This is a genomic window from Methylopila turkensis (genome assembly GCF_027922325.1).
Lineage (GTDB): Bacteria > Pseudomonadota > Alphaproteobacteria > Rhizobiales > Methylopilaceae > Methylopila > Methylopila turkensis.
On the sequence record NZ_BSFL01000003.1, the window covers coordinates 561872 to 579611 of the forward strand.

At 68.6% G+C, this 17740-nt stretch carries 15 protein-coding genes; 14 read left to right on the plus strand and 1 reads right to left on the minus strand.

Translation table 11 applies throughout. The features are described from left to right. Positions 1 to 5: 5 nt before the first annotated feature. Positions 6 to 1052 (minus strand): polysaccharide deacetylase family protein, encoded by a 1047-nt coding sequence (locus PKE78_RS13950; protein ID WP_271201507.1) that lies wholly within the window; start codon positions 1050 to 1052, stop codon positions 6 to 8. Positions 1053 to 1280: 228 nt separating this feature from the next. Between PKE78_RS13950 and PKE78_RS13955 the strand changes: the two genes are divergently transcribed. From PKE78_RS13955 to PKE78_RS14020, 14 genes are all read left to right on the plus strand, one after another. Then, positions 1281 to 1859, plus strand: coding sequence for a TadE family protein (locus PKE78_RS13955; protein ID WP_271201508.1), 579 nt, complete (start codon positions 1281 to 1283; stop codon positions 1857 to 1859). Beyond that, complete coding sequence (locus tag PKE78_RS13960) at positions 1859 to 2428, plus strand: TadE/TadG family type IV pilus assembly protein (protein WP_271201509.1); 570 nt, start codon at positions 1859 to 1861, stop codon at positions 2426 to 2428. The genes PKE78_RS13955 and PKE78_RS13960 overlap by 1 nt, the downstream gene beginning before the upstream one ends. 4 nt (positions 2429 to 2432) lie before the next feature. After that, positions 2433 to 3803, plus strand: coding sequence for a TadE/TadG family type IV pilus assembly protein (locus PKE78_RS13965; protein WP_271201510.1), 1371 nt, complete (start codon positions 2433 to 2435; stop codon positions 3801 to 3803). A gap of 53 nt (positions 3804 to 3856) precedes the next feature. Further along, positions 3857 to 5080, plus strand: coding sequence for a GNAT family N-acetyltransferase (locus PKE78_RS13970; RefSeq protein WP_271201511.1), 1224 nt, complete (start codon positions 3857 to 3859; stop codon positions 5078 to 5080). Between the two features lie 16 nt (positions 5081 to 5096). Next, a complete protein-coding gene (locus tag PKE78_RS13975; RefSeq protein WP_271201512.1) occupies positions 5097 to 6332 on the plus strand; it encodes a glycosyltransferase family 4 protein in 1236 nt (411 codons plus the stop codon). Positions 6333 to 6401: 69 nt separating this feature from the next. After that, positions 6402 to 7922, plus strand: a complete 1521-nt coding sequence (locus PKE78_RS13980; RefSeq protein WP_428981275.1) for an undecaprenyl-phosphate glucose phosphotransferase — start codon at positions 6402 to 6404, stop codon at positions 7920 to 7922. Beyond that, entirely contained in the window at positions 7919 to 9193 is a 1275-nt protein-coding gene (locus PKE78_RS13985) for an O-antigen ligase family protein (protein WP_271201513.1), read from the plus strand. Before PKE78_RS13980 ends, PKE78_RS13985 begins: the two co-directional genes overlap by 4 nt. Positions 9194 to 9383: 190 nt before the next feature. After that, the gene (locus PKE78_RS13990; protein ID WP_271201514.1) at positions 9384 to 9872 is read left to right on the plus strand and encodes an ANTAR domain-containing response regulator; all 489 of its coding nucleotides are present in this window, start codon (positions 9384 to 9386) and stop codon (positions 9870 to 9872) included. Further along, complete coding sequence (locus PKE78_RS13995; protein WP_271201515.1) at positions 9869 to 10975, plus strand: CmpA/NrtA family ABC transporter substrate-binding protein; 1107 nt, start codon at positions 9869 to 9871, stop codon at positions 10973 to 10975. The genes PKE78_RS13990 and PKE78_RS13995 overlap by 4 nt, the downstream gene beginning before the upstream one ends. Before the next feature lie 360 nt (positions 10976 to 11335). Continuing rightward, positions 11336 to 12646, plus strand: a complete 1311-nt coding sequence (locus PKE78_RS14000; protein ID WP_271201516.1) for a CmpA/NrtA family ABC transporter substrate-binding protein — start codon at positions 11336 to 11338, stop codon at positions 12644 to 12646. Between the two features lie 77 nt (positions 12647 to 12723). After that, entirely contained in the window at positions 12724 to 13626 is a 903-nt protein-coding gene (gene ntrB, locus PKE78_RS14005) for a nitrate ABC transporter permease (protein ID WP_271201517.1), read from the plus strand. 11 nt (positions 13627 to 13637) lie between these two features. Further along, a complete protein-coding gene (locus PKE78_RS14010) occupies positions 13638 to 14438 on the plus strand; it encodes an ABC transporter ATP-binding protein (RefSeq protein ID WP_271201518.1) in 801 nt (266 codons plus the stop codon). 11 nt (positions 14439 to 14449) lie between these two features. Then, positions 14450 to 15661, plus strand: coding sequence for an NAD(P)/FAD-dependent oxidoreductase (locus tag PKE78_RS14015; protein ID WP_271201519.1), 1212 nt, complete (start codon positions 14450 to 14452; stop codon positions 15659 to 15661). A 188-nt stretch (positions 15662 to 15849) separates the two neighbouring features. Beyond that, positions 15850 to 17646, plus strand: coding sequence for a NirA family protein (locus PKE78_RS14020; protein WP_271201520.1), 1797 nt, complete (start codon positions 15850 to 15852; stop codon positions 17644 to 17646). Positions 17647 to 17740: the final 94 nt, after the last annotated feature.

Here is a 17740-nt window from a genome sequence, read left to right on the forward strand (position 1 = left end):
AACGGTCACCGGTGGCGCAGAGCGCGGAGCCCAAGGAATGGCGTGCCGGAGAGCAACGCGTCGATCGCGGCCGGCGTCTGAAAATGGCCGTTCAGCGACACGCGCGGCAAGGCTGTCGCCATTGCGGCGTGCGCTTTCGTCAGGTGTCCAGGCCTCGTGGTGACGGCGGTTGTGAAGCCAAGTTCGGCCGCGATCGCATAGTCCCGCGGCCCGGCCGCTGAACGGTCGCCGACGGGATAGGCGAAATGCGAAGCCTCGAGTCCGAGCTCACGCTGGATCGCGTCACGGCCTTCCGCCATCTCGTCGCGCGCTCCCGCATCGTCGAGCTTGGCCAAGATCGGATGGCTTACGGTGTGCGCCCCGATGGCGATCAGCGGGTGGCGCGAGACCGCCCTGAGCTCTTCCCAGCTCATGCAGAGCTCCCGCGCGAAGCCTAGCGGATCAACCGTCTGGCCGTCGCCGAGACGCCGAACCTCGTTCAGCAGCGTGTCGTAGGGACCGGCGCGAAGTCGCCAGTAGATCGCGTTCCACGCCTCCTGCTTGGCGGCGTCCGAACCGGTGTCGACCACGGCCTCGCCGCGGCCGAGATCGACATACACGCGCCGCGCCCGGGAGATCGCCTCCTCGAGCGCGAGCCACCAGATCTCGCCGGTATGGCTGGCAAAGCGCGAGGTCACGTACAAAGTCGCAGGAGCGCCATGGCGCTCTAGGATCGGAAGCGCGTTGTCCCGGACGTCGCGATAGCCGTCGTCGAAGGTCAGGTGCAGGAACGGCCGATAGGACACGCCGGTCGTCACGCGGCGCCAGGCCTCGTCCAGCGAGACGAAGTCGAAGCCGAGCGCCCGGGCGCGGGTGAGCGTCAGATCCAGGAACTCCGGCGTGATCTCGAGCAGCCGGTTCGGCGCGAAACCCTTTTCCGCCCAAGGCCTTACATGGTGCAGCGTCAGCACCGCGCCGAGCCCCTGCGCCCTGGAGCGGAGCGCGCGGTTCGCGCCCGAGCGGTCCAACGCCGCAAAGGTCGCGCGGATGAACGTCGTGCGAACCCCAGCCATTCCCACCCGATTCGATCGCCCCTGCAAGATCCGCAACGTCGGTGAAACTGGTGAAAAAACGGTTCATCCGGTCGGGCGACATTAACCCAAAACCGCCCGTTTTGGTGAACGAAGGGCAAATATCGGGGTGAAGAAATACGTCAATATTTACGGAGACCACTTCACCAGTCGTACAGACTTCCATGTCTATACATAGCGATGAGATTTTCGGTCGGATCGCCAATCGCCATGACGAAGCGCCTAGCAGCACGACTGGCCCGCCGGTTCCGCGCGGATCGAAGCGGCTCGACGGCGATCGAGTTCGCCCTGATCGCGCCGCCGCTGGTGCTGTTCACGGTCGGCATCGTCGAAGTCGGCATCATGGTCGCCGGCCAGCAGGCGCTCGAGGACGCCGTCTTCATCGCCACCCGCACGAGCAAGACCGGCTATGTGGCGTCAGGTTCGACCCAGCAGGCGGACATCAACGCCGCGATCCGCAAGGCCGCCGGCGCGCTGCTCGATCCCGCGAAGATCGTCGTCACCAGCAAGGCCTACGAAGACTTCTCGAACATCGGGCAGCCGGAACCGTTCACGGACCTCAACAAGAACGGCGTGCGCGACGCGCTCGAGCCGTTCACCGACGTCAACGGCAACGGCGTCTACGACACCGACCAGGGCCGATCCGGCTCGGGAAGCTCCAGCGAGATCGTTCTGTTCACGGCCACCTATCCCTGGCCGCTGCACACGCCGCTGATCGCGCAGATCGTTGGCAAGAACGGGACCTACGAACTGAAGGCAAGCTCCGCCGTCAAGAACGAGCCCTACTGATGCGCGCCCGTCGTCTGCTTGATCGCATCCGCCAGCTTCGCCGGTCCGAATCCGGGGTCGCCGCCGTCGAGTTCGCGCTCGCCGCGCCGATGCTGACGATCCTGACCCTCGGCGGCCTCGACGTCGCGCGCTACGCGCTGACGGTCAACAAGGTCATGAAGGTCGGCTTTTCGGTCTCCGACGTCACGGCCCAGTACGACTCGCTGTCGGCCCAGGCGCTTAGCCAGGTGTTCAGGATCAGCAGCCAGAACCTGCCCGGCTACGTCTCCGGCAGCACCGGCGTCACGATCCTGAGCTCCGTGCAACTCGACAGCGCCAACAATCCAAAGGTCGTCTGGCAGTGCTTCTCGTCCGCGGGAGGCGCCTGGACCAGCAAGATCGGAACCGCCGGCGGCACGGCGACGATGGACAAGACCCTGCTCGCCGACAGCAAGGACAATCTGATCTACTCGGAAGTCTACTACAAGTTCACGCCGATGTTCACGGTGTTCTTCACCGGGGCCTTCGACATTTACTCCAAGGCGCTCTACCGACCCCGGCTCGGCGCCCTCACCACCAAGCCATGTTGACATCATGCGCGCTCCCCGCATCGCCTGCCGCGGTCTGATCCGCCGGTTCAAGCGCTCCGACCACGGCTCCGTCGCGCCGATCATCGGCCTGATGGTGCTCGTGCTGATCGGCTGCATCGGCATAGGCATCGACACCGGCCGCTCCGTCGTCGTGCGGGCCCGCCTGGTCGACGCGCTCGATTCGGCGGGACTTGCGGTCGCCGCCCGCATGAGCACCGCTGACTTCAACGCCGACGCGAAGAAGTTCGTCGCCGCGAACTTCGCTGCGAATTTCGCCGGCGCGACGGTGACCGACGTCACCGCGGTCCCCAATTCGGACAAAACGGTCATTTCCCTGACCGCCACGGCGACGATGCCGACGGCGTTCATGAAGCTCCTTCCCGGCGGCACCGAAGTCGTGACGGTGAAGGCGACGTCGGAGGTGACGCGCGCCGCCGCCGGTCTCGAACTGGTCATGGTGCTCGACAACACCGGCTCGATGGACGACAGCGGGAGCATGCCCAGCCTGAAGTCGGCGGCGAAGGGGCTGCTCGACCAGGTCTTCGGCAGCGACGCGGTGGCGAAGAACCTTTATGTCGGCCTCGTTCCATTCTCGCACACGGTTAGCATCGGAGCGTCGCGGATCGCCTGGACCGATGCGACGGCGGGGTATCCGGCGTCCTGGAAGGGCTGCGTGATGGCGCGCGGCGACAACCTCGATACGACCGACGACCCTCCTGTGCTGACGGACAAGAAGAAGCTCTTCAAAGCCTACAACTACCCGTATACCGGCGGCGGTAGCTGGCTCGACCAGTACCTTTATCAGGCGTACGGCGGCGGCAACCGCTTCTGCCCTCAGGCCGTCACGCCTATGACGAACGTCAAGAGCAAGGTCGTGACGGCGATCAACGCCCTCACCGCTGACGGCAACACGCACATCAATCTCGGCGCGGTCTGGGGCTGGCGCATGCTGTCGCCGCGCTGGCGAGGGTATTGGGACGGCGACATGTTGCTCAACAGCCTGCCACTCGACTACGGCACCAAGCGCATGACAAAGGCCGTCGTTCTGATGACGGACGGCGACAACACCATGAGCAGCTCGGTCTATACGGCCTACAGCTGGCTCAGCGACGGCAAGCTGGCCGGCAAGACCGGCGCGGGCGCGGCGAAACTCGAGCTCGACGCACGACTGGCCTCGGTGTGCGGCAGCATGAAGGCTCAGGGGATCGTCGTCTACGCCGTGGCGTTCGACAATCCCGAGCCTACGACCAAGTCGATGTTGCAGGCCTGCGCGACGAGCACGTCGTATTATTTCGACGCTGGTAGCCAAGCTGAACTGATCGCCTCGTTCAAGACGATCGGAGACTCTCTGTCGAACCTGCGCGTTAGCCGTTAACGGCCGGCGTGCAAGTCTGCGCGCCGACAAGGCCAAAGCCGACGAGGCTGGGAATGAACACGCAATCCTTCCCGAACGGGGCGGCGTTCGCCGCCACGACGGACGCGAGCCAGGCGGCGCCGGCGTTCGCGTCGGTCGAGGTGCACCGTTCGCTGGCGGCGGCGGACGCCGACTGGCGCGCGCTGCTGCGGGGCGCGGCCGCGACGCCGTACCAAACGCCCGATTTCCTGGGGGCCTGGGCTGCGAACGCCGGCAGGCACGAAGGCGTGACGCCGCTCATCGTCGTGGCGCGGGACGCGGAGGGCCAGCCGGCCGCTCTGCTGCCGCTCGGCGTGAAGCGCCGGTTCGGCCTCAGGGTCGCCTCGTTCCTCGGCGGCACTCACGTCAACTACAACATGCCGGTGTTCCGCGCCGGGCGGCTCGGCCTGTTCACGCCGGCCGAAACGCGCCGGCTGATGCGGCTCGCCGCCGAGAAGGGCGGCGTGGACGTGTTCGCGCTCGCGAACCAGCCGCGCAGCTGGCGCGGGCAGCCGAACCCGCTCGCCGCCCTGCCCGATCAGCCTTCCCCCGATTTCGCCTATAGCGGCCGGCTGGCGCCCTCGATCGAGGAGCACCTCCAGCGCCACACCTCCGCCAAGACGCGCTCGGCGCAGCGGCGCAAGCTGCGGCGGTTCGAGGAGCATGGCGCGGTGCGCATCTTCCGCGCGGACAGCGAGCATGACCGCGCCCGCGTCCTCGACGCCTATTTCCGGCAGAAGGCGCAGCGTCTCGCGGCGCGCGGGATCGACAACGTGTTCGCGGAGCCGGGCGTCGAGGCCTTCATCCGCGCCGCGGCCGGACTCGACGGTTCCCGCCAGGCGATCGACCTTTACGGCTTCGATGTCGGCGGCGAGATCGCGGCGACCTTTGGCGTCATCGCCGACGGCCGGCGCATGTGTGGGATGTTCAACTCGATCACGAGCTGCGACCTCGCCCGCTACAGCCCGGGCGAACTGCTGCTGAACGTCATGGTCGAGGACGCCATCGGCCGCGGCATGCAAGAGTTCGACCTCGGCGTCGGCGCCGCGCCCTACAAGGCTCTGCACTGTCCCGACGTGGATCCGCTGTTCGACAGCGTGTTCGGCGTAAGCCCCGCCGGCCGGCTCGCCGCGGCGGCGATCGGCGGCGGGCGCGCCCTGAAGGCGTGGGTGAAGAACTCACCGCGCGCGTACGCTCTCGCGACACGGCTCCGCCGGCTTCGCGCCCGCAACGTCGCGACCGCGCCGGACGCGTCCTGAACACGAGGCGGCTCCGATGCCGAATGCGCACCGCTCCCTGCTCGTACAGCCCAATATCTTCGCGGAGGACGCGGCGCCGCGTCCCGCGGGCCGGGCGGCGGCGGCGACGTCCAGGCCGCTGCGCATCGTGCACATCGTGCGTTCGCCCTTCGGCGGGATCGGCCGGCACATCTTCGACCTCGCGGCCGCTCAGTCGGAGGCGGGCCACGAGGTCGGCTTCGTCTGCGACTCGCTCACTCTGACGCCGTTCGAGATCGCGCGCATCGAGGCCGTGAAGCCCCACCTCGCCCTCGGGGCGATGACCCTGCCGATCGCGCGGCAGATCGCCGTTTCGGATCTCGGCGCGCTGCGCGCCGTGCACGGTTTGTTGGGACCGATCGCGCCGGACGTCATCCACACCCACGGCGCGAAGGGCGGCGCCTTCGGGCGTCTCGTCGGCGCCTGGAGCGGGCGATCGCGCCCGATCGTCAAGATCTACGCGCCCCACGGCGGCAGCCTGCATTACGATCCCGCTTCGCTCGAGGGCCGCGTCTATTTCAAGCTGGAACGCGCCCTGGAGCGCGCGACCGACGCGCTCGTGCATGTGAGCGAGTTCGAGCGGCTCGCCTATGTGGACAAGATCGGCGCGCCCCGCTGCCCGGCCGCGGTCATCCGCAACGGCCTCGCTCCGCACGAATTCGATCCCGTCGCGCCCGCCCCGGACGCCACCGACATCCTCTATCTCGGCATGCTGCGCGACCTGAAGGGCGTCGACGTGCTGCTGGACGCCCTGACGACGCTGAACGCCGGCGCTCGCCGCGTGACGGCGACCATCGTCGGCGACGGTCCGGACGAGGCGCGCTACCGGGCGATCGTGGCCGAGCGCGGTCTCGGCGACGCCATCCGGTTCCGGCCTGCGACGCCCGCGCGCGAGGCCTTCGCGCTCGGCCGGCTGATCGTGGTGCCGTCGCGCGCAGAATCCCTGCCCTACGTGGTGCTGGAGGCGATCGCGGCCGGTCTGCCGATCATCGCGACGGATGTCGGCGGCATACCGGAAATCTTCGGCCCATATGCCGACGCCCTGGTTCCGGCCGGCGATTCCGAGGCGCTCGCCGCGGCCATCGGCGACCGTCTCGGCGACGAAGCGGTGGCCCGTTCGCGCGCGGCCGCGCTGAAGCGTCACATATCAGGCGAGTTCTCCCGCCAGGCCATGGCGGCGGGGGTCGAAACTGTTTACCGCAAAGCGATCGAGGCGGCGTCGCGGGAGGCCTAGCGAAGCCGGCGTAAACACTTCTTGTCACCTCGCCGGCATAGTCTCCACCGCTCGACCGAGGGACGACACGTGACTGGTTCGATCATGCCCATGATGGACGCAGGCGAACCGCAGCAGCGGGACACGCCGCGGCAGGCCCGGCTTAACGATCAGGCCCGCGAGATCGCCGAACGTTTTCGCGAGGCGTCGATCTCGCAGGTCGTGCTCGTCGGCGGGGTGCGGCTGGCGGACGTCGCGACCATCGTGGCCGCGGCGCTGATCGCCCATGTCATCGCCTTCCACGGCGAGCAGCCGTTCGGCTGGACCTACATGGTCGCGGTCGGATCGGCCGTGGCTCTGGCGCTGATCTTCGCGCAGGCGGCGGACGCCTATCACGTGGTCGCCTTCCGCGCCTTCGGCAGCCAGTTCGGTCGCATGCTGGGCTCGTGGACGCTGGTGTTCGCGGGCTTCGCCGTCGCCGGCAGCTTCCTCGACTTCGGCGGCGCCGTCGACCGCCGCTGGATCGGGCTCTGGTTCGTGCTCGGCGCCGGCGGCTTCATGGCCTCGCGCGCCGTGCTCGCCGTGCTGGTGCGGCGCTGGACGGCCGACGGCCGCATCGGGCGCAAGGCGGTGATCGTCGGCGGCGGCGAGCCGGCCGCGGACCTGATCCGCGCGCTCGAGTCGACGCCCGGCAACGACGTCCACATCTGCGGCGTGTTCGACGACCGCTCCAACGACCGCTCGCCGGCGGTCGTGGCCGGCTACCCGAAGCTCGGCACCATCGCCGAGCTCGTGGAGTTTGGCCGGCTCGCGCGCATCGACCTGCTGATCGTGACGATCCCGGTCTCGGCCGCCGGCCGCGTGCGCGAGATCCTGAAGACGCTGTGGGTGCTGCCGGTCGACATCCGGCTTTCGGCGCACACTGACAAGCTCCGCTACCGGCCGCGCGCCTACTCCTACGTCGGCTCGATCCCGATGGTCGAGCTCGCCGAGAAGCCGATCGCGAACTGGGACTTCGTGGTCAAGCGCGCCTTCGACCTCATCGTCGGGACGCTCGCGCTCGTGGCGCTGTCGCCGCTGATGATCGCGACCGCGATCGCCATCAAGCTCGACACGCCCGGCCCGGTGTTCTTCCGCCAGAAGCGCTACGGCTTCAACAACGAGGTCATCGACGTCTTCAAGTTCCGCTCCATGCGCCACGACATGGCGGACCCCGACGCGAAGGTCGTCGTGACCAAAGGCGACCCGCGGGTGACGCGCGTCGGCCGGATCATCCGCAAATCCTCGATCGACGAGCTGCCGCAGCTGTTCAACGTGCTGAAGGGCGAGCTGTCGCTGGTCGGCCCCCGCCCCCACGCCGTCAACGCCCACACCTCGCAGACCCTGTGGAACGACGTCGTCGACGGCTACTTCGCGCGCCACAAGGTCAAGCCCGGCGTCACCGGCTGGGCGCAGATCAACGGCTGGCGCGGCGAGGTCGACACCAGCGACAAGCTCAAGCGCCGCGTCGACCACGACCTCTACTACATCGAGAACTGGTCGATCCTGTTCGACATCCTGATCCTCGTGAAGACGCCGTTCGCGCTGACGAAGAGCGAGAACGCCTATTGAGCGCGACGGGCGGATACGGCGCGGCCGCCCCCCGCCGCCGCCTCGTCATCCGCGCGGAGACGCTGCGCGAGGGCCTGGTCGCGCTCGCGGTCGTGTCGGGCTTCTTCGTCATGTACGAGCCCGCGCCCTACGATCTGCTCTTCATCGTCGCGATCGGGCTGTTCGCCGCCACCGGGCTCACGCTGCCGCGCATGCTGCTGCCGTTCCTGCTGCTGGTGATCCTCTACCAGCTCGGCGCGGTGTTGACGCTGACGCTGGTGCTCGACCGCGCCAACACGATGAAATGGACCGTCGTCGGCGTGTTCCTGGCCGGGACCGGCGTGTTCTACGCGCTGTTCCTCGCGGAGCGCACCGGAATCCGGGCGCGGCTGATCGCCAACGCCTGGGTGATCGCGGGCGCCTGCGGCGGCGCGCTCGCGATCGTCGGCTACTTCCACCTCGCGCCCGGCTCCGACAAGCTGCTGATCTTCGGGCGCGCCAAGGCGACCTTCAAGGACCCCAACGTCTTCGCGCCCTACCTGATCTTCCCCGCGCTGATCCTGATCCAGCGGCTCTACGCCACCGACCATCTGAAGCGCGCCGCCTTCATGCTCGTGCCGCTCGGCCTGATCATGAGCGGCATCTTCCTCAGCTTCTCCCGCGGCTCCTGGGGGCATCTTATCGCCTCCGCGGCGCTGATGACGGGCCTCACCATCCTGGCCTCGCCGACGCCCGCGCGGCGCGCGCGCATCCTGCTGATCTGCGGGGCGGCCGCGCTCGGCGCGGCGCTGCTGATCGCCGTGCTGCTCAGCATGCCCTCGGTGTCGAGCCTGTTCGCCGAACGCGCGAGCCTCGAGCAGAACTACGACGTCGGCCGCTACGGCCGCTTCGCGCGCCACATCGCCGGCGCGCAGCTCGCCTTCGACAAGCCGTTCGGCATCGGCATCTACCAGTTCGCCAAGATCTTCGGCGCCGACGTCCACAACACCTATCTCAACGCCTTCATGTCCTACGGATGGCTCGGCGGCCTGGCGCTGCCGACGCTGGTGATCCTCACCTTCGTCTATTGCGTCCGCTACGTGCTGGCGCCGGCCCCCTGGCGGCCGATCTTCATCTGCGCCTTCTCCACCTGGGCCGTGCTGATGATGGAGGCCTGGGTCATCGACGTGGACCACTGGCGCCACCAATGGGCTCTGCTCGGCATGTGCTGGGGCTTCATCGTCGCCACCGCCAAGCACGTCCAGACCAACGACGCCGGGGCGCCGGCGCCCGTGCGACGCCTCGTCGGCTGACGCCGCCGGGGTTGAAGCGGCAGATTGGGCGGACGATGCTGCCGAACGGCGCCCCGCCACGCCCGCCCCACGTGACCACGAGCCGAAGCCCCTGCCAGATCGCCCGCTCAAGATCGTTCTCATCGACGCCAGTCCCGTCCGGGCGGCGATCCTGGAAGACGGCCTGCGTGAGGCAGGCCACGCCAACATCATGCGCATCGGCGATCACGCCAACCTGCTGGAGCGCATCTACGCGATCGATCCCGACGTGATCCTGATCGATCTCGCGGATCCGAGCCGCGACGTGCTGGAGCAGATGTTCCAGATGAGCCGCGCTGTCCGTCGCCCGGTCGGCATGTTCGTCGACCAGACCGACTCGGCCTCGATCGAGGCCTCGGTCGAGGCCGGCGTTTCGGCCTACGTCGTCGACGGGCTGCGCAAGGAGCGCGTGAAGCCCATCCTCGATATGACGATCAGCCGCTTCAACGCCTTCAGCAGGCTGCGCTCGGAGCTCGAACAGGCCAAGAGCCAGCTCGAGGAGCGCAAAACGGTGGACCGGGCCAAGGGCATTCTCATGCGCACCCGCAAGATCGGCGAGGAGGAGGCGTACGGCCTGCTCCGCAAGGTCGCCATGAACGAGAAAAAGAAGATCTCCGAGATCGCGCAGTCCGTCATCACCGCCGCGGAGCTGCTCGCATGAGTCTCGACCGCCTCAGGATCGGCTTCATCCCGCTCGCTGACGCGGCGATCCCGATCGTCGCCGCCGACGTCGGCTTCGCGGCCGAGGAGGGGTTTCAGATCGAGCTGTCGCGCGAAGTGTCGTGGTCGAACATCCGGGACCGCCTCGTGCTCGGCCATTTCGACGCCGCCCACCTGCTGGCGCCGGTCGCGATCGCGACCTCGCTCGGTCTCGCCGGCATGAAGGCGACGCTGTCCGCGCCGCTCGCGCTCGGCCTGAACGGCAACGCCTTCACTCTTTCGCCCTTCCTGCACGACGAACTGGTCGCCCATCTCGCGCCCGGCGCGGCGCTGTCGGACCCGCTTGCGACCGGCGCCGCCTTCGCCTCGCTCGTGCGCGCGCGCCACGGCCGTGGCGACGAGCCGCCGACGCTCGGCATGACCTTTCCGTTCTCGACGCACAACTACCAGCTCCGGCTCTGGCTCGACGCGGCCGGGCTCATCCCCGACCAGGACGTCCGGCTCGCCGTCGTGCCTCCGCCCTACATGGTCGACGCGCTTCAGAACGGCCATGTGGACGGCTTCTGCGTCGGCGCTCCCTGGAACGCGGTCGCGGTCGACCTCGGGCTCGGCCGCATCCTGCATCTCGGGGTCGAGCTCGTGCGACGCTGTCCGGAAAAGGTGCTGGCGGTGCGCTCCGGCCTGCTCGACGGGGAACCGGAGCGGATCGAGGCGCTCGTGCGCGCCTGCGTGCGCGCCGCGGCCTGGATCGACGATCCGGCGAACCGTCACGAAACGGCCCGCATTCTTGGCGCGGAAGACCGGCTCGACCTGCCCGCGACGCTGATCCGGCGAACCCTCGACAGCCGCCTGGCCACGGGCTGGCGTGACGAGGTGCGAAATTCGGACAATCTCCTGCTGTTCGGCCGTGACGGCGCCACGCGTCCAGACCCCCGTCACGCGCGCTGGCTGCACGCCCAGATGGCGCGCTGGGGTCAGGCCCCGGCAAGCACGGCCGCTTCCGACGCCGCGGCCGCGCTGTACCGGACCGACATCTACGACAAGGCGCTCGGCGCCGCGCCGCCTGCCCTTCCGGACGACGCGCTGGAACTCTTCACGGGCTGATCGCCGGGCGGCGTGATTGTGTGCAGTGCACATAGGCAAGGCGCGGCATGCGCGTTCCTCAGGCGCCTAAGCGCTTCCACGGCTGATCGGTAGAACTCCGTAGCATCTCCTAAAATCGTTCCAATTCGAACGTTCGCGCGTCCGGGTCACAGGTTGGCACGGCTCTTGAATATCGTTTGGCAAGGTTCACGTCGGCGCTGACGTCCGGACCCTCCCGCCCAACGATGGGCAACCAGCGACGCCGCTGATCTGACACGCCCGACCGCGTGCCCAGACAGCGGCTTTTTTATTTTCGGCCGTCCGTTCCGGACGGTCCCCAGACGACGCGGCGCCCGCGGGCGCGAATGGAGCCAAGAGCTTATGAGCAAGGACGCCAGGACTTTTCTGACCGCGAGCTTGGGGCGCCGCGACGTTCTCCGCGCGGGGGCCGGCGCCGCCGCGACGATGGCCGCAGCGCGCGTTCTCGCGCCGTCGGGGGTCTTCGCGCAGGGCGCCGGGCCGGAGACGACCAAGGCGACGCTGGGCTACATCGCGCTGACCGACTCCGCGCCGCTGATCGTGGCGAAGGAGAAGGGCTTCTTCGCCAAATACGGCATGCCGGACGTGCAGGTCGTCAAGCAGGCGTCCTGGGGCACCACCCGCGACAACCTCGTGCTCGGCTCCGAGGGCAACGGCATCGACGGCGCGCACATCCTGACGCCGATGCCGTACCTGATCTCGGCCGGCAAGGTGACGCAGCAGAACATCCCCCTGCCGATGTACATCCTGGCGCGGCTGAACTACGACGCCCAGGCGATCTCCGTCGGCGCGGCCTACAAGGCCCTGAAGCCGACCGTCGACGCCAAGCCGCTGAAGGAGGAGTTCCTCAAGAAGAAGGCGGCGGGGCAGCAGGCCAAGGTCGCCATGACCTTCCCCGGCGGCACCCACGACCTCTGGATCCGCTACTGGCTGGCCGCCGCCGGCATCGACCCCGACAAGGACGTCGAGACCATCGTGGTGCCGCCGCCGCAGATGGTGGCGAACATGAAGGTCGGCACCATGGACGCCTTCTGCGTCGGCGAGCCTTGGGGCGCGCAGCTCGTCGGCCAGGGCATCGGCTTCTCCGCCTGCAACACCTCGGAGATCTGGAAGGATCACCCCGAGAAGTCGTTCGGCATGCGCGCGGCCTATGTCGACAAGTATCCCAACGCCGCCAAGGCGCTGCTGATGGCGGTCATGGAGGCGCAGAAGTTCTGCGACGACATGGCGAACAAGGACGAGGTCGCCGCGATCGTCGGCACCCGCGCCTGGTTCAACGTGCCGGTGAAGGACATCGTCGGCCGTCTAAAGGGCGTCTACGACTACGGCGACGGCCGGGTGGTGGAGAACAGCCCCGGCCTGATGAAGTTCTGGGGCGGCGGCCCGGTGTCCTATCCCTACCAGAGCCACGACATGTGGTTCCTCACCGAGGACATCCGCTGGGGCAAGTTCGCGCCCGACACCGACATCAAGGCGATGGTCGCCAAGGTGAACCGCGAGGACCTCTGGAAGGAGGCCGCGAAGGCGATCGGCGGCGCGACGATCCCGGAGTCCACGTCGCGCGGCGTCGAGACCTTCTTCGACGGCAAGACCTTCGATCCGGCCCAGCCGACGGCCTACCTCGAAAGCCTCGACATCAAGCGCGTCGCCTGACGCCGCGACCTCCAATCGGGGGCGCGGCCGCCGCGCCCCCTCGCCGCTCCCGCACCATCAACCTTTGAGGAGTCGCCATGTCGGCCCCCGTCCTGAAACTCGACGACGCCCGCGCCTCCAAGGCGGCGCCGGCCGCCGAAGTCGTGGCCTTCCGCGCTCCGAAGGCGCCCTCGCCGCTGCAGAAGCGCGCCGGCGACGTGCTGAACTGGGCGACGACCACGCTCGTGCCCCCGCTGGTGGTGCTTACGCTGCTGCTGCTGTTCTGGGAGCTGGTCTGCTCGCGGCCCGGCTCCTCGCTGCCGCCCCCGAGCCAGGTCGTCACCGACACCTGGGAGCTGATCGTCAACCCGTTCTACGACCGCGGAGGACTCGACAAGGGTCTGTTCTGGCACCTGCTGGCGAGCCTGCAGCGGGTGGCGCTCGGCTACGCCATCGCGGTGGTGGTGGGCGTCGCCTTCGGCGTGCTGGTCGGCCAGTCGACCTGGGCGATGCGCGGCCTCGACCCGATCTTCCAGATCCTGCGCACCGTGCCGCCGCTCGCCTGGCTGCCGCTGGCGCTCGCCGCCTTCCGCGACGGCCAGCCCTCGGCGATCTTCGTGATCTTCATCACCTCGGTGTGGCCGATCATCATCAACACCGCGGTCGGCATCCGCAACATCCCGACCGACTACTCGAATGTCGCCAAGGTCATCCGGCTGAACGGCTTCGAGTATTTCACCAAGATCATGATCCCGGCGGCCGCCCCTTACATCTTCACGGGGCTCCGCATCGGCATCGGCCTCAGCTGGCTCGCGATCGTCGCGGCCGAGATGCTGATCGGCGGCGTCGGCATCGGCTTCTTTATCTGGGACGCGTGGAACTCGTCCAACATCAGCGACATCATCCTCGCCCTCGTCTACGTCGGGGTGGTCGGGTTCATCCTCGACCGGATCGTCGCCTTCATCGCCGGCGCGGTCACGCGCGGCACCGCGAACGCGTGAGGATCACGGCGATGTCCAAGCAAGCTTTTCTCTCCATCCAGCACGTCGACAAGGCGTTCTCGCGCGGCGGCGTGACCAACGAGGTGCTCAAGGACGTCTCGCTCGACGTCAATGAGGGCGAATACATCTCCATCATCGGTCATTCCGGCTGCGGCAAGTCCACCCTGCTCAACATCGTCGCCGGCCTCACCGGCGTGACGAAGGGCGTGGTCTTCCTCGAAGGCAAGGTGGTGGACGAGCCGGGACCGGACCGCGCCGTGGTGTTCCAGAACCACTCGCTGCTGCCGTGGCTTACGGCCTACGAGAACGTCGCTCTCGCGGTCGACAAGGTGTTCGCGCGGACCAAGACCAAGGCCGAGCGCCACGAGTGGACCATGCGCCAGATCGAGCTGGTGAACATGGCCCACGCCAAGGACCGGCGCCCGTCGGAGATTTCCGGCGGCATGAAGCAGCGCATCGGCATCGCCCGCGCGCTCGCCATGCAGCCGAAGGTGCTGCTGCTCGACGAGCCGTTCGGCGCGCTCGACGCGCTGACCCGCACCCATCTGCAGGACCAGGTCATGCAGATCCAGACCGAGCTGAAGAACACCGTTCTGATGATCACCCACGACGTGGACGAGGCCGTGCTGCTCTCGGACCGCATCGTGATGATGACCAACGGCCCCTCCGCCCGGATCGGCGAAGTGCTGTCGGTGCCGCTGGAGCGGCCGCGCAAGCGGCTGGAGCTGGTGTCCGACCGCACCTACATCGCGGCCCGCGCCGCGGTGCTGAAGTTCCTCTACGAGCGCCACCGCTTCATCGAAGCGGCGTGAGGAGCTTCGCCATGGACCGCGAGCGTCTCGTCGTCGTCGGCAACGGCATGGCCGGGCTTCGGCTCCTCGAGGAGCTGAAGGCCGCGTGCCCCGGCCGCTACGCCGTCACCGTGATCGGCGCCGAGCCGGAGCCGGCCTACAACCGGGTCCTGCTGTCCTCGCTGCTCGCCGGCGAGGCGAGCGACGAGGACCTCGCGTTCCGGGACCGCGCCTGGTACGCCGCGAACGGCTACCGCCTGCTGACCGGCGCGCCGGTCCAGTCGATCGACGCCGCCGCCCGCAAGGCGACGCTGAAGGACGGCCGGGTGTTCGCCTACGACCGGCTCGTGCTCGCCACCGGGTCCGAGGCGATCCGCCTGCCGCTGCCGGGGTCGCATCTCTCGCAGGTGCTGGTGTTCCGCGACCGCTGCGACGCCATGCGGCTCAAGGCGCTCGGCGGGCCCGGGACGCGGGCGGTCGTGATCGGCGGCGGGCTGCTCGGGCTCGAGGCGGCCTACGGCCTCGTCCAGATCGGCTGCGCCGTCACCGTGGTCCACCTCATGGACAAGCTTATGGAGCGCCAGCTCGACGCCAAGGGCGCCGCCACGCTGCGCCGCGCGCTCGAGGCCAAGGGCGTCGCCTTCGCGCTCGGGGCGGAGAGCAAGGGCGTCGTGGGCGTCGCGAAGGTCGAGGGGCTGGAGCTCGGATCGGGCGAGATCCTTCCCGCCGACATGATCGTCATGGCCTGCGGCGTGCGCCCGAACGGCGCGCTCGGCCGCGCCGCGGGGCTTGCTGCGAACCGCGGCCTGCTGGTGGACGACGCCATGCGCACCTCCGACGAGCGCATCTTCGCGCTGGGCGAATGCGCCGAGCATCGCGGCGTGGTCTACGGCCTCGTCGCGCCGGCCTACGAGCAGGCGAAGACGCTGGCGCGCGCGCTCGCCGGCGAACCGGCGGCCTACGCCGGCAGCCTGCTCTCCACCAACCTGAAGGTCTCCGGCGTCTCGGTGTTCTCGGCCGGCGCGATCGAGGCGGAGGACGGCGACGAGACCGTCACGCTCTCCGACGCGGCCCAAGGCTGCTACCGCAAGCTGATCGTGCGCGACGACCGCCTGAAGGGCGCGATCCTCGTGGGCGAAGCATCCGACGCGCTCTGGTACCTCGACCTGATCGCCAGCGGCGCGCCGCTCGGCCCCTTGCGCGACGACCTCGCCTTCGGGCGCGGCTTCGCCATGGCGGCGTGAGGGCGGCGGATGATGACGACGACCCACCGCCCTTGTCCCGGCCTAGAGCCGGGATCCGTACGCGCAGACCTCAAAGAACGAACCCGTCCCGCCGGAGCCTCACCTTCCCGCCGCCTCGGCTCTGGGTCCCGGCTCAGGGCCGGGACAAGGAAGCGGATGATCCTGCAGGGAACGTGGACGGTGACGGCATGACCCAGGATTTTTCCCCCGACCAGAAGCGCTACCTCGAGGGCTTCGTCTCCGGCGTCCAGGCGATCCGCGGCTCGCGCGGGGCTCCGGGCTTCGGCGGCGGCGTGCCGTTCGGCGGCCCCGGCGCCCTCCCCCCGGCCGAGGCCGAGCCGACGGGTCCGGACGCCATCCACCTCAGGGCCATGGCGGCGCAAGAGAAGGCCGGCAAGAAGCTCGTGCCGCAGGAGAAGGCGAAGCGCGAGGAGCACCCGTTCGACGCCTACGCCCGGCTCAAGGACCTGGCCGAGAAGGGCCAGTTCGCCAAGCAGCTCGACGATTTCCGCATCCGCTTCCACGGCTTGTTCTACGTCGGTCCGACGCAGGACGCGTATATGTGCCGGCTCAGGATCCACAACGGCATCTTGAAGGCGTGGCAGTTCCGCGGCGTCGCCGACCTTTCCGAGCAATACGCCGGCGGCTTCACCCACGTGACGACCCGCGCCAATCTGCAGGCGCGGGAGATCAGCGCGGCGAACGGCATTCCCTACATCGAGGGCCTGGTCGACATCGGCCTGACCGCCAAGGGCTCGGGCGCCGACAACATCCGCAACGTCACCGGCACGCCGACGGCGGGAATCGATCCGCAGGAGTTGGTCGACACCCGGCCTTACGCGAAGGAGTGGCACCACCACATCCTCAACGACCGCGCGCTCTACGGCCTGCCCCGCAAGTTCAACGTGGCGTTCGACGGCGCCGGCCGCATCGCGGCGCTCGAGGACACCAACGACATCGGCTTCCAGGCGGTCGAGGTGAAGGACGGCTTCGGCGTCGCGCCCGGCGTCTGGTGGCGGCTCGCGCTCGGCGGCATCACCGGCCACAAGGACTTCGCCCGCGACACCGGCGTGATCGTGCCGCTCGACAAGGCGATCAAGGTGGCGGACGCGATCGTGCGCGTGTTCATCGCCTCCGGGGACCGCAGCGACCGCAACAAGGCGCGGCTCAAATACGTGCTCGACGCCTGGGGTTTCGAGAAGTTCCTGGCCGAGGTCGAGAAGACGCTCGGCTGGACGTTCACCCGCGTCGCCCCCGAAGCTGTGGCGCCGCGTCCCGAGAGCGACCGGCTCGCCCATATCGGGGTGCATCCGCAGAAGCAGCCGGGCCTGAACTGGGTCGGCGTCGTGCTGCCGCTCGGCAAGATGACCTGCGCGCAGATGCGTTCGCTCGCCGACCTCTCCGAGCGCTACGGCGACGGCGACGTGCGCCTCACCGTCTGGCAGAACCTGCTGATCTCCGGCGTGAAGGACGCCGACGTCGCGGCCTTCGAGCAGGCCGTCATCGACATCGGGCTCGCGACCTCCGCCTCCAACGTCCGCGCCGGCCTCGTCGCCTGCACCGGCAACCGCGGCTGCAAGTTCGCGGCCTCCGACACCAAGGGCTTCGCCGACCTGATCGCCAACCACGTCGACGGGATCTGCCTCGCGGTCGACACGCCTGTGAACATACACGTCACGGGCTGCCACAACTCCTGCGCCCAGCATTACATCGGCGACATCGGCCTGATCGGCGCCAAGGTGCCGATCAACGACGAAGACACGGTCGAGGGCTTCCACCTCCATGTCGGCGGCGGCTTCGGGTCGGACGCGACGATCGGCCGGGAGCTTGTGCGCGACGTGAAGGGCGAGGACTGCCCGGCCGTCGTCGAGAAGATGCTGCGCGGCTATCTCGCGAAGCGCGAGGGCGCCGAGACCTTCGCCGCCTTCACGCGCCGGCACGAGATCGACGCGCTCAAGTCGCTGTTCGAGCTGGAGGGCGCGTGATGGTCACCTCGTCTCTTGTCCCGGCCGAAGAGCCGGGACCCATCACCGCAGGTGTCTCGGGGCGCCGCTGCGGCCGTTCCGCTTTCTTGCGCAT